Consider the following 12,671-nt stretch of genomic DNA (forward strand, 5'->3'; position numbering starts at 1 on the left):
TGTGTCCTCCAGGGAGGCCCCCTTCTCACTATCTGAAATTATTTACATTCATAGAATAATATGGTATTATATATTTCAAGTTCTATTCATAGGGCTGGTCTATTGGCACTGCCGGTACGATGACAACTCGACGTATGAAAGGAGGTGTGGATTCGTCCATGCCACGCTACACAAAGCGCTACTGGGTATTGGCAATAATACTGTCGCTTCTGGTTTCGCTAGGAGTGGGGGTTTACTCCTACCTCCGGCAATCTGACGACGTGCCGCCACCGGTACGCGTCTCAGTACCCACCGCCTCGGTCAAGACGACACTTCGGTCAGAAGCTACGCTGCCTGTTGTCGCCCGATCAGTGCCGAAGCGGGTGATGATTCCGGCAATCGGCGTCGATGTCGAGATCGACGAAGCTGTGCCGTGCCCGCTCAATGACGCCGGTATGGTCGAACCGGATTTTCGGTTCCCGATGAAGGCCTGCTACTACACGGCCCTCAACAAGCCGTACCAGCTACCCGGTACCACTACTACCGACTTGTCGGTCATCGTGGGTCACACCTGGCGCAAGGGAGACGCTGCCTTCAACCCCATGTATGACTGGCAGGCTGCAAACCCGCATGTCATGGTCGAGCTTGGTGATGAGCTGCTGCTCAAAACCCAGGCATCGGGTGAGCATGTCTTGGTCTACCAGGCGGTGCAGATCGACGAGGTCGACAAGTACGGTCCGGACCATCTGGGCCAGTCGACCAAGGTATGGGGGACGAAGCCAATTCCGAATTGGCTGGTGACGCTTGCTTGCTTGCAGCCGTCAAACAGCCTCGAACACTCCACCAAGGTCATTGCCATCGGCTGGAAGCTTGTCGGTGCGCGCTAGCCGTCCATCACTACGTCGAGGATCCCCCTGAAACTGACGCATACCAGCGGCAGGAGTAGGGGGTTTTCTCATATCTCATTTAGTGACATTAAACCGAAATTCAACAATATCGTTTGGTTGCATGACGTAGTCGCGGCCCTCAGTACGAACTTTTCCGGCTGCTTTGGCAGCTACTTCGCTGCCTGCCGCGATGAGATCATAATAATCAACTACTTGTGCTGCGATGAAGCCGCGCTCAAAGTCGCTATGGATCACACCCGCTGCCTGCGGCGCTGTCCAGCCTTGATGGATAGTCCAGGCCCGTACTTCTTTTTGGCCTGCGGTCAGATAACTCTGAAGTCCGAGTACATCGTAGGCAGCATGAATCATCTGCACGAGTCCCATCTCAGGTACATCATAACTCGCGAGGAGTTCAGCCGCATCGCTGGGACTGAGGCCTTTGAGTTCGTCCTCCAGTTTTGCACAAATAAGCAGCGCAGGGCTATCTCCGGCCAGATGGCGAAGACCATTTTTCGCATCGTCATTAACGAGCATTTCCTCATTAACATTAAATACATAGATAACGGGTTTTGCGGTGAGGAGATGAAGGTCGTTAATGTATTCATGAATAATGTTTTTACTCACTGAGAGCGGGATACCAGCCTCAAAATTACGCTTGATACCTTCGAGATAGTCCAAGGCGTCACGCACCTTTGGGTCAGCCTTTGCTTCTTTCTGAAGACGACCTATACGCGTCTCGATGGTTTGCAGATCTGCGAGAATAAGCTCGGTGTTGATTGTTTCAATATCACGGCTTGGGTGCACTCCATTGTCGACATGGATGATGTCGTTGTTTTCAAATGCCCTGACAATATGGATAATGGCATCACACTGGCGGATATTCGCCAAAAATTTATTGCCCAACCCTTCGCCCCTACTGGCTCCGGCAACCAGCCCGGCGATATCAACAAAGGTAACGCTCGCCGGAATAATCTTTTCTGAATTATACATTTTTGCCAATACGTCTAGGCGATCGTCTGGCACAGGTACTGCGCCTGTATTTGGCTCGATAGTGGCAAACGGATAATTGGCGGCCAAAATGTCGTTGTTGGTAAGTGCGTTGAAAAGTGTCGACTTGCCGACATTGGGAAGGCCGACGATTCCGATAGATAAAGACATAAACCGACTATATCACTAACAGGGGTGGTTTGTCGATATCACCAGCTGCATGTAGTATGAGAACATGCAATATTCACAGAAGTATAGTCTTGTTGGGTTCCTTGAACATCAACCTAAAGGTTTCGAGTATAATATGTCTGACTGGCCGCTGCATATGACGTTTGCCGATGTTTTTGCTATAGACCGAAATAGCACAGATATAGACGAAAAGATGGAAAACGTCTTGCGTAGCCAACACGCAGTACTCGTCAAGCCGAAGCATCAAGCAAAACTAGGTGACACCACTGTAATATTAGTTGAGAAAACAGACGAGCTCGTCGAGCTTCACACCATGGTAGTTGATTTGCTCGAGCAAAATGGTGCCATTTTTAATACACCAGCATTTACGAGGGAGGGGTTTCTGCCACATTGTACAATTCAAAAATCGGGTATGCTGCAAAAGGATGTGGTAATTGATGAATTAGCGCTTGTCGACATGTTCCCGAACAGTGATTGGCGGCAAAGGAAGATACTCGCGACGTTTAAGCTGGGTGGATAGATACTGTGTGCGGGTAGAGAGGGTATCTCGCTATCTCGGACTTCTGCGAGAGCTAGAGACTAACTCGTTGATGTATTTATCAGAGCAACCGCGCATACCGCGGTCTGTCGGTGGCATGTCTAATTTTAGCTCGAAAGGCAATAGGGTTAAAATTTTTGTTTGCCTATTGATAAACCCATGATCCTATTTTATCAGACTATCAACTTATTGATGAGTGATTGACCGAGACAAACAAGCTGCTATAATCATAAGCAATGTAAGAGGGTAGTAGGAATGAAAACGACACAACCTGGGTTTGCAAAAAGTACGGTGGTGCTCCTTACCAGTGTGATAGCGCTACTTGGGTTGTTCGGACTCTCCGCTGTGATGGGGTATAGTTATATTGGTTTCAAAACTCCTCAGCAAAAACCTAGTTTTGGCGGGACTGTTTGTACAAAAGCTGATATTGATGGTTATATAGCTTTGCAAAAGAAAGCCCAGGACGTCGTTGCCCAAAAAGCGATGCTATCGACGATCGAAACAAAGAAGGACTATAAAACTGATGCCACCTGTGTCTTTATGGCCGTACAGACAGCTATTCGTATCAACGACCTTGCAAAAGCCAAGGAATTATATACTACACTCAAATCACTCAACGACAATGGTCAATACGTGAACGGCTCTGTGCCCGATCTCGCAGGCAATGAACAAACAGCCAATCTCATTAAACTCTTGGAAAATCCTTCAACAAAACGACCAGTGGGTGAGGGTTAAATAGCTCATGAGAGTATTGCCGCGAGTTTATGTTATCGGCTTTGGTATCACGCTGTTTCTTGCAAGTTTACTAAATAGTTCAACCGCTTATGCCTACACCGTGGGCGATCTGCCGCTTAATCGATCTTGGTACAACAACGCCGAGTATAGCGCATGGTATAAGTGTAATTATGAGAGCGGTACGCAATTTGGCACTCGCGGAGCGATTTGGTTTACCAATTCATGGGGCTGGTATTATAGCATGGGGGTAACTGTTGACGACGGCACCAACTCTGTTGCAGTCAATATCAACGGTTCTGCCTATGGATGCCGTGATGGCGCAGATGGTCAGCATATCTATGCAACGGACGTCGCGCCATCAGGTACAGAGGGGTGGCGACTGACATTGTTGAGCTCGACCACGCTGGACAGAGGAAGTTTGCCAAGTCCAGCGCAGCGAAACTACTCTGATGAAGGAGGCTCTATCGGTGCTACCCTAGACGTGTCTGGGTTGGCAACCAATAACGCGAGTGCAGATGACAGTCAAACGATCATCATCGACATTTATCGCTGTTTTTATGCTAATGGCACGACAGGTACATGCTATACCGATCCCGTGCCTGTGACAGTTACGAGACGCAAGAAACCAAACCCTTGGACATCGACATCAACCACGCAGGTGAAAGTAACAAGTCCCGTTGGCGCTGTTGTCGGTCCAACTCAAAATGTTACTGCCTATCCCGGTGATAGGCTAGATTGGTATCATTCAGTAACGGTGAGTAATTTTGCGGCGGGTTCGGGTGCGATTGAAATTAGTACATCTCAGCATCGTAGAAATGGTTGGTTCCAAGATCAGGTAGGCCCTACGCTGACGTTTTCAGGAAACAGTACGCAAGATGTAGCTGACGTCTATGGGCAGTATACGGTGCAGGCAAGCGATGTGGGCAAAGTGCTGTGCGAAACAATGGTAAGGAATCCTTCAAGCTATGTCTCTGGGGCTGTCGATAATCCCCCGGCCTGTGCAACGATACGCTCAAACTATAGTCTGTATCCACAATCGATGCTCAATAATCAAGCATTGAGCACGTTATTTACGGGACAGTCATTGTCGCCCTCGAACCCCGCGCAGATATTGGAGCAAGTGATTAACATCGGTCCTGCTTCAGATGTGGATAACCAGTACGCAGTATATGATTTTAAAATACCAAGCGGCAGTGTTGGCAATGTGGCGTCGTTTTTTCAGACGACGGGAACTCCAGGTGCCAATGTCGGCGGGGTATTTGGTAGCAGTAATGGTCAACCAGCATTTACTATTGCTAATTACGCGTCTGGATCAGGATGTAGCTGGTTAGCAAGTCAGCCAGCATACAGTGGTAAAATAGTTTGTATAGGCACTACGACATCTGGGACGGTTAAGTTCCCGGCGGGGGTCACATCACTCACATCATCTGCAAGCGGCATAACTGCTGACACAACTTCTATAAAAGCCGATGATTATGCAATTGGCGATACGGTTTGTCGCATTGTAGCCGTGAGTGGTTATGACTATCTCCATACGTCATCTAGTGATCATCGCATTTCCTACCCTGGCTGTGTCACAATCGGCAAACGGCCTCTTGTCCAAGTGTGGGGGGGCGATATACGTGTTGGCGCAGGTGCTCTGTCTACGAGCGGCTATGCCAGTAGTAATTCCTCCATCATTGCGCAGCCTCGAGTGACTGATGACGGTACCTATGGTAGTTGGGGGGAGTATGGTCTCCTGGTACCACTCAACGGACAGATTGACTCTGCTTCTGCCGCGACCACTTCAGGCAAAACGGGTGCCGCAATTTCGCAATCCGCTTCAAGTAGAAATGTACTTAGTTTTGCAAATACTACTATACCCTATGGACGCTGGGGGGCAACTGGTGCATTTCCGGGCATTGTCAACTCCCCCGTACTCCTTGGAACGGCTGGGGCTGCGGGGCCGGCAATAAACGTTGATACGTTACCAAGCGGTATAACAAATGCAGGTGCCTCAAACCTCACTCTGCAGGGGACACTGAGCTCGCCGCGAACGGTGGTTATTCGTACCACAGGAACAGTGACGATATCGGGTAATCTCGTCCTTGGTGCCTACCCAGCCTCAGGTGCGAACGTTGCGCAGATTGTGGTGATTGCGCAGAATATCATTATTCAACCGAGTGTTACAAAAGTCGATGCTTGGTTGATAGCCCAGCCCTCGTCTGCTACGACAGGGGGCACGATTAGCACCTGTGATGTGGCCCAAAACCCCTACTATCTCGGACTTTCGGCAAGTGTTTGTAACACACAACTACAGGTGAATGGTCCAGTAATGGCGAGGGAGCTTCAACTTCGACGAACCTATGGTGCAGAAAAAAACACTGGTGGCGTCAACTACCCGGCAGAAATCCTGAACTTTCGTCCTGATGCGTTTTTGTGGGAACTAAACTATGGTGAATCTCAAGGTGATTTGACGACGGTGAGTACGCGTGAGCTGCCACCACGCTATTAGAATAGAAGCACAAAATAGACTTGCGTAATCTGAAGACGCTTATGTATAATAGTCACTAGTATGAATCTAAAGAAGGGGATGGGCGATTTCTTTGCACTCGACATCGGCACTAACGCCGTTCGGGTGGTGCAGTTATCGGCTAGCGGCGCCAATAACTGGATGCTTGTTGCTCATGGCTACGCACCCATTGATAGTAAGATTACTTCGAGTGATTCCCCCGAGGCTCGGCGGCGACTTGGCGAAGTGATTATCACAGCGCTAGGACAAAGTGGCATAAAGACAAAAAACGTGGTGATCGGACTACCTTCGAATAAGACGTTTACGACGGTTATCGATGTACCATCGGTAGCCGAGTCAGAACTAAAAGCAACGATGAAATATCAAATTGATCAGTATATTCCTATGTCAGTCGATGATGCAAAGGTTGACTGGGCTCTGCTTGGACCATCATTACACGCTCAAAATCAGCAGGAAGTGTTGATCACGAGTACCGCAAAGGTTTATAGCGAAGAACGGCTAGAGATGATTGAAGCCCTTGGGCTCAATGTTATCGCTGCCGAGCCAGATCCTATCGCGATGGTGCGTGCTCTCGTACCAGAAGGCACGGCGAGTACGGCGATGATGCTGATTGATATCGGTGAGCAGTCGACCGACCTAGCAATTACCTACGGTGATACGCCGCGACTCGTGCGCACGGTCCCCACGGGGCTTGGATCATTGGTGAAGTCGGCTGTCCAAAACCTCAATGTCCAGGACGACCAAGCTCGTCAGTTTATCCTGAAATTTGGGCTTGCACCAGATAGGCTTGAAGGTCAAGTGCTCCACGCTATCGAAAACGTGCTTGATAGTTTCGCAGCCGAAATGACAAAATCCGTTAAGTTCTTTCAGACGAGGTATCCCAACATCGCTATAAGTGGCATTTTGCTCTCAGGATTTGGTGCAGTCATACCACGGTTTAATGAGTACGTCGCGACAAAGGTTGGTATCCAGACGGCACTTGCCAATCCATGGCAAAACATTCGTATGTCACAGAATGACCAGCAGCAGCTTGCTGCGATTGCCTCTGAGTTTACGACAGTGGTAGGTCTCGCGAAGAGGAAGAACTTGTCATGATCGAAGTCAACTTGATTCCTGATGTAAAGCAAGAATTCATACGTGCTCAGCGTACACGCAATACGGTGATCTCTTTCTCTATTATGGCAAGTATCGCGGCGGGTGTGGCAATTGTCATTTTCGCGCTGTTACTTGGTGGTCAGGGTGTTCGTGAAATTTTGGCAGACAATAGCATTAAGGATGACTATGCAACACTCAAAAAAAATGAGAATCTCAGTAATTTAGTGACAATCCAAAACCAGTTGGCTCAAGTGTCAACACTAAACAATGACAAAGGTATCAATTCGCGCCTATTTGACATTTTAGGTGGTATCAACCCGAAAGACCCAAATCACGTTCGGATTTCTACTGTTTCGTTGAATCCTACTGACAATTCACTGTCGATCGAGGGCTCGGCGGCAAATAGCTTTACTGCGACCGACGCGTTCAAAAAAACAATACTGAATACCAAGGTTGTCTATACCGACAGAGATGGTAAGGAGCAAACGATCAATCTCACCGATAGTGTTACGCTCAATAATGCTAGTTATGGAACCGATACGACTGGGGCAAAGGTATTACAGTTCAAGCTCTCCTTTGTTTATCCCAAGGAGCTCTTTGCCAACACCTCTACAAATGTTCGAATCGTTTCGCCCACGAAGGTAACCGACGTTACCGACTCTAGAACACGAGTTCCCGACGATTTGTTCTCGTCGTCACCAAAGACAGGAGACACAAAGTAATGGCTCAGAAAGATGTCAGTGCCAACAAACGTCAGCAAATAGCCAAATCAAGTCGCATGATGTTCATCTGGGTGGCAGGTGCCTCTGTCTTGGTCGGGTTTGCGGCAGTAATTTGTTGGTTTTTGATTCAGCAAATTATGTTTAAGGAAAAGGTAATCACTGAAAAAAATAAAACTGTCTCAACCTTACAGCAGAACATCAAGGCGGTGCCCAAGCTGTCGGACAATATTCGGGTGCTTGAAACCAATGTTGCTCTGAATTCGGCGAAGGCAAATTCAAACGAAAAGGCACTCCAGGTGATTTTGGACGCATTACCCGCCGACGAGAATACCTTGGCACTTGGGGCATCACTACAGACAAAGTTAATTGGTAGTGGTGGTAATCTTACGATTGATTCACTTGATGCCACACCTGCAGTAGGCGCAAACGGTACGGCAAATAGCAGTACTACTTCCGATGGGGTACAAAGGATGGCTTTCTCATTTACAGTGTCTTCATCTGACCCAAATGCCATCAAAGACCTTTTGAAACGTCTCGAGCGCTCGGTACGCATCATGGATATCGATACATTGAGGATCGAACAGTCTGAGACTCGTATGACAATGGTAGTTCAGGCACACGCCTATTACTTACCGGAAAAGAAGATCGAGCTGAAAAAAATACCTGTGGGAGCGCGTAAATAATGAAGAAAACAGATATAGCTATGATCGTTCTCATCGCCGGTCTTGCAGTGCTCACCGCTTTTCTCGTTGCGAGCAACATTCCTTTTTTGCAGGTTTCCGAAAAAGGGGTACAGGTGGATACAATCGAGAGTATATCTGATAGAGTTGAGCCACCTGATCAAAACGTATTTAACAGTAACGCCATCAATCCCACGGTCGAAACGTTTATCGGTGACAAGACGCTACCGCAATAGGGATTGCTGACATGGCGTTAATGACAAATGACATACAAGAAAAACTCGTAAAGCTTCTCACCGAAGAAGGCTTGGTGAGTACTGATGTGATACAAAGTGCGACTACTGAGGCAGCCGGGTCGGGTAAAACACTGCTTACGGTTCTTACTGAGCAAGATGCAATTGATGACGAACTGCTGACTCATGCGATTGCGCAAGTTTCGGGGGTCCCCTATGTCAATCTCAGCAATAGCGTGATTGACCAGGGTATTCTGTCACTTTTGCCATCTGATATCGCTGAGCGCTTTATGGCGGTACCGCTCGCAGAGGTTCAAAACCGACTTGCAGTTGCAATGATTGATGCAAATAACGTGCAGGCAGTCGACTATCTCGCTAATCGCATCCAACGACCCTTAAAGGTATTTATGGCGTCGGAGGCGGGTGTGAGACACGTGCTTGATCAATACAAGACCGACTTATCAAGTGTTGATGTGGCTGCTGAGGTATCTCAAAAAGAAGCAGCTCAAGAAGAAACCAAGGACATTAAGACGATTGTTCAGGATTCTCCTATCAGCCGTGCACTCAGTACAATTTTGGAATACGCGGTAAAGTCTAGGGCAAGTGACATCCATATCGAACCATTTGAAAAAGCTCTCAAGATTCGCTGCCGCGTTGACGGTGTGCTTAGGGAAGTGATGCAGCTGCCAAAAAGTATCGAACCCGCTCTCATTAGTCGTATCAAGATTCTTTCTAACCTTAAAATTGACGAGCATCGCACACCACAGGACGGTCAGTTTGCCGTAAAAGTAGGTAACAAAGAAGTTGATCTCCGTATCGCCATCAGCCCAGTGGTGTGGGGGGAACAGGTGGTAATTCGATTGCTTGATAAATCAGGTAATAGCTTTGACCTCGAAGAGATGGGATATGCCGGCCGCGCCTTACGTACTATTCAAAAAGGCGTCAAAAAACCGAACGGGATGCTCCTCACCTCTGGACCTACAGGCTCAGGAAAGTCAACTAGCCTCTATGCTCTCATCAAGGAAATAAAGGACGAGACTATCAACATTGTGACACTTGAGGATCCGGTAGAATACAAAATGGATGGTGTCAATCAGATTCAGGTTAACGCAGAGGTAGGGCTAACTTTCGCATCGGGGCTGCGCTCGATTTTGCGTCAAGATCCAAACGTGGTGATGGTAGGTGAGATTCGTGATGGCGAGACTGCAAACTTGGCTGTGCAAGCAGCACTCACTGGACATCTCGTATTTAGTACGTTGCACACTAATTCTGCGGCCGGAGTGCTACCGCGCCTTCTGGATATGGGTATTGAGCCATTTTTAATCGCGAGTACCGTCAACACGATTATCGGACAGCGTCTTGTTCGCCGTGTGGCCCCTCAACGTGATGCCTATTGGTCGAGTCCACTTGAAACAAAAAGTATTCTCGACACCGTCGGTCACTTGTTACCAAAGACCAAAGAGGAAGTGGCACGGGTTTCTGCCGATCTCGGCTATAAGGACTTGCCACTTGCAGGTCAAACCGCTTATACTTTAGTAAAGGGACGTGACACTCCCTCGACACCCCGCGGTTATACGGGGCGGGCTGGACTGTACGAAGTGATGGATATTACAGAGGAAATACAAGACCTCATTGTCGCACGCTCGACAAGTGCCGACATTCAACGTAAAGCAGTCGAGCAGGGCATGATTACAATGCGTCAAGATGGTTACCTGAAGGCGCTAACAGGGGTCACGACACTAGAGGAAGTCAATCGTGTCGCGGCAGATACAGCATAAAAGGGAGAAGGCATGAATAATCCAGAACTACGCATCGAAGTATTACTAGAAGAAGTTGTTCGCAAGCGCGCTTCAGACCTTCATATTCAGGTGGGGTTACCACCAATGCTTCGTGTTGATGGTGCGTTGATACCAATTGTCGGCTTCAATCCTCTTGATGAGCAGCAAGTTGAGTCACTTGTGTTTGCCATCTTGGACCAGGATCAGCAACAAATTCTTCTTAAAGACAAGGAGTTTGACTTCAGCTTTGCTTTCGGGACGTTAGGGCGGTTTCGCGTTAACGCCTTTCACGAACGTGGTAACCTGGCTGCTGCGCTACGTCTCATCCCAAATGAGATCAAGTCTGTTACTGAACTGGGTATGCCGCAAGTAGTGCTCTCATTTGCTGACTATCCGCGCGGTCTTGTACTTGTAACAGGACCAACTGGGTCTGGAAAATCAACCACGCTTGCTGCTCTTGTAGACAAAATCAACAGTGAACGCGCTCACCACATTATCACAATTGAAGATCCAATTGAATTTACTCACAAGTCAAAGAAATCTGTTATTGTTCAGCGAGAAGTACATTACGATACCTACTCGTTCTCTGCAGCGCTGCGTAGCTCACTTCGTCAAGATCCTGATGTTGTGTTGATTGGTGAGATGCGCGATCTCGAAACGATTTCTGCGGCAATTACGATTGCCGAAACCGGTCACTTAGTCTTTGCGACACTCCACACTAACTCGGCCTCGCAGTCCATCGACCGTATGATCGATGTGTTTCCCCCTCACCAGCAACCACAGATTCGCGCACAGCTTGCTAATATTCTGATGGCAATCTGTAGTCAGCGCCTTGTACCTGCTATTGGTGGGGGAAGGGTAGTTGCAGCTGAAATTCTTATTGCAAATCCTGCGGTGCGCAATGTTATCCGTGAAGGCAAGAGCCATCAGCTTGATGCCATTATCCAGACTGGTGCAGATCAGGGAATGCAGACCATGGATCGTACGCTTGTGAATCTGGTTCAGAGTGGAACGGTGACGTATGACAATGCTCGTGAGTTTGCCGTTGACCTGACAGAGTTTGAGCGATTGATGAGAGGATGATAACACGTGAAGAAATTTAATTACGAAGCACGTGACAAGAACTCCGACAAAATTATTAAGTCGATTGTTCAGGCTGATTCGGAAACCTCGGCGGCGAAAGCATTGGTTGAGCAGGGGTATACGCCCCTTACCATCAAGGAAGTAGACGAAAATGGTGGATTGATCGGCCGTCTGACCGGAAGGATTAAGACGAAAGATAAGATCGTATTTACTCGACAGCTTGCCACTCTGATCGGAGCTGGTTTGCCACTCGCACAAAGCATTCGGACAGTGCTTGATCAAACGCAGAATAAAAAACTCCAGGGAGTAATCCAAGAAGTCATCGCCGACGTCGAGGGTGGTAAGCAGTTATCGGAAGCATTTGGAAAGCACCCCGAAGTCTTCGATAAGATTTTTTTGGCACTTGTGGCGGCCGGTGAAGTATCGGGAACACTCGATGAGGCACTCAAACGTGTTGCAGCACAGCAAGAAAAAGATGCAGCTATGATGAGTAAAATAAAGGGTGCAATGACGTATCCTATCATTGTAATGGTTGTTATACTGGCGGTGATGTTGTTTATGCTATTTACCGTGGTTCCACAGGTTGAAAAGCTCTATCATGATATGAAAAAGTCACTTCCTATGCTGACCGAAATCATGATAAACAGTGCAAACTTCATGATTCACTTCTGGTGGCTTGTACTTGTCGTTATGTTTATTGGCATTTATTTCTTGAGACAGTATATGCATACCGAAAACGGTATCAGGACATTCGATACCCTCAAACTCAATGCCCCGTTGTTTAAGGGAATGTTTCGTAAACTTTATATGGCACGCTTCACCCGTACAGGACAGACGCTACTGTCGACCGGTGTGGCAATGCTCGACATGCTACGCATTAGTTCGGAGAGTGTAAACAATGTGGTTGTCAGCAAGAGTATTGATCGAGCGGCCGAGAAAGTAAAGGGGGGTAAGGCACTTTCAGCTGCTATTCAGTCGGAGGAGTACATCCTACCAATGGTTCCGCAGATGATCAAGATTGGCGAACAGTCAGGCAAAATTGATGAGATGATGGGCAAGACGGCCCAAGTGTTTGAGGATGAGCTTGACGAAGAGATCAAGGCGATCTCGACAGCGATCGAACCGATCCTTATGGTGGTTCTTGCTATCGTAGCTGGTGGAATGGTAGGAGCAATCCTCTTCCCAATCTATAGCCTCGTAAATGGCGTCTAAGTACTAGACAAATAACACCGAGCACGCTATGATAGGCCTTA

At 48.0% G+C, this 12,671-nt stretch carries 12 protein-coding genes; 11 read left to right on the forward strand and 1 reads right to left on the reverse strand.

Going from position 1 to position 12,671, the window contains the following annotated elements; translation table 11 throughout:
* Positions 1-158: 158 nt before the first annotated feature.
* Positions 159-866, forward strand: coding sequence for a sortase family protein (locus L336_RS03290; RefSeq protein WP_128569620.1), 708 nt, complete (start codon positions 159-161; stop codon positions 864-866).
* A gap of 75 nt (positions 867-941) precedes the next feature.
* Here L336_RS03290 and ychF read toward each other — a convergent pair whose 3' ends face one another.
* Complete coding sequence (gene ychF, locus L336_RS03295) at positions 942-2,024, reverse strand: redox-regulated ATPase YchF (RefSeq protein WP_015641802.1); 1,083 nt, start codon at positions 2,022-2,024, stop codon at positions 942-944.
* A gap of 64 nt (positions 2,025-2,088) precedes the next feature.
* On the opposite strand from ychF, the gene L336_RS03300 reads away from it, so the two are divergent.
* From L336_RS03300 to L336_RS03345, 10 genes are all read left to right on the forward strand, one after another.
* Entirely contained in the window at positions 2,089-2,562 is a 474-nt protein-coding gene (locus tag L336_RS03300) for a 2'-5' RNA ligase family protein (protein WP_015641803.1), read from the forward strand.
* A 273-nt stretch (positions 2,563-2,835) separates the two neighbouring features.
* Entirely contained in the window at positions 2,836-3,315 is a 480-nt protein-coding gene (locus L336_RS03305) for a hypothetical protein (protein ID WP_015641804.1), read from the forward strand.
* Positions 3,316-3,322: 7 nt separating this feature from the next.
* Positions 3,323-5,809 carry a hypothetical protein gene (locus L336_RS03310; protein ID WP_015641805.1) on the forward strand — a complete coding sequence of 829 codons (2,487 nt, stop codon included), beginning with the start codon at positions 3,323-3,325 and terminating at the stop codon, positions 5,807-5,809.
* 60 nt (positions 5,810-5,869) lie between these two features.
* On the forward strand, positions 5,870-6,922 hold the full coding sequence (gene pilM, locus L336_RS03315) for a type IV pilus assembly protein PilM (RefSeq protein ID WP_015641806.1): 1,053 nt from the start codon (positions 5,870-5,872) through the stop codon (positions 6,920-6,922).
* Positions 6,919-7,644 carry a hypothetical protein gene (locus L336_RS03320; RefSeq protein WP_015641807.1) on the forward strand — a complete coding sequence of 242 codons (726 nt, stop codon included), beginning with the start codon at positions 6,919-6,921 and terminating at the stop codon, positions 7,642-7,644. The genes pilM and L336_RS03320 overlap by 4 nt, the downstream gene beginning before the upstream one ends.
* Positions 7,644-8,327 (forward strand): hypothetical protein, encoded by a 684-nt coding sequence (locus tag L336_RS03325; RefSeq protein ID WP_015641808.1) that lies wholly within the window; start codon positions 7,644-7,646, stop codon positions 8,325-8,327. The genes L336_RS03320 and L336_RS03325 overlap by 1 nt, the downstream gene beginning before the upstream one ends.
* Positions 8,327-8,560: a hypothetical protein gene (locus L336_RS03330; RefSeq protein ID WP_015641809.1), complete on the forward strand. Its 234-nt coding sequence runs from the start codon at positions 8,327-8,329 to the stop codon at positions 8,558-8,560. The genes L336_RS03325 and L336_RS03330 overlap by 1 nt, the downstream gene beginning before the upstream one ends.
* An 11-nt stretch (positions 8,561-8,571) precedes the next feature.
* Positions 8,572-10,335, forward strand: coding sequence for a GspE/PulE family protein (locus L336_RS03335; protein ID WP_015641810.1), 1,764 nt, complete (start codon positions 8,572-8,574; stop codon positions 10,333-10,335).
* A gap of 12 nt (positions 10,336-10,347) precedes the next feature.
* Positions 10,348-11,418: a type IV pilus twitching motility protein PilT gene (locus tag L336_RS03340; protein ID WP_015641811.1), complete on the forward strand. Its 1,071-nt coding sequence runs from the start codon at positions 10,348-10,350 to the stop codon at positions 11,416-11,418.
* A gap of 6 nt (positions 11,419-11,424) precedes the next feature.
* Entirely contained in the window at positions 11,425-12,630 is a 1,206-nt protein-coding gene (locus tag L336_RS03345) for a type II secretion system F family protein (RefSeq protein ID WP_015641812.1), read from the forward strand.
* Positions 12,631-12,671: the final 41 nt, after the last annotated feature.

Origin of the sequence: Candidatus Saccharimonas aalborgensis, assembly GCF_000392435.1 — a bacterium.
Taxonomy (GTDB): Bacteria; Patescibacteriota; Saccharimonadia; order Saccharimonadales; family Saccharimonadaceae; genus Saccharimonas; species Saccharimonas aalborgensis.

Bases quoted from the DNA above. Each gene is read 5' to 3' on its own strand.
- L336_RS03290 (WP_128569620.1), top strand. From the start codon at position 159: ATGCCACGCTACACAAAGCGCTACTGGGTATTGGCAATAATACTGTCG.
- ychF (WP_015641802.1), bottom strand. From the start codon at position 2,024: ATGTCTTTATCTATCGGAATCGTCGGCCTTCCCAATGTCGGCAAGTCG.
- L336_RS03300 (WP_015641803.1), top strand. From the start codon at position 2,089: ATGCAATATTCACAGAAGTATAGTCTTGTTGGGTTCCTTGAACATCAA.
- L336_RS03305 (WP_015641804.1), top strand. From the start codon at position 2,836: ATGAAAACGACACAACCTGGGTTTGCAAAAAGTACGGTGGTGCTCCTT.
- L336_RS03310 (WP_015641805.1), top strand. From the start codon at position 3,323: ATGAGAGTATTGCCGCGAGTTTATGTTATCGGCTTTGGTATCACGCTG.
- pilM (WP_015641806.1), top strand. From the start codon at position 5,870: ATGAATCTAAAGAAGGGGATGGGCGATTTCTTTGCACTCGACATCGGC.
- L336_RS03320 (WP_015641807.1), top strand. From the start codon at position 6,919: ATGATCGAAGTCAACTTGATTCCTGATGTAAAGCAAGAATTCATACGT.
- L336_RS03325 (WP_015641808.1), top strand. From the start codon at position 7,644: ATGGCTCAGAAAGATGTCAGTGCCAACAAACGTCAGCAAATAGCCAAA.
- L336_RS03330 (WP_015641809.1), top strand. From the start codon at position 8,327: ATGAAGAAAACAGATATAGCTATGATCGTTCTCATCGCCGGTCTTGCA.
- L336_RS03335 (WP_015641810.1), top strand. From the start codon at position 8,572: ATGGCGTTAATGACAAATGACATACAAGAAAAACTCGTAAAGCTTCTC.
- L336_RS03340 (WP_015641811.1), top strand. From the start codon at position 10,348: ATGAATAATCCAGAACTACGCATCGAAGTATTACTAGAAGAAGTTGTT.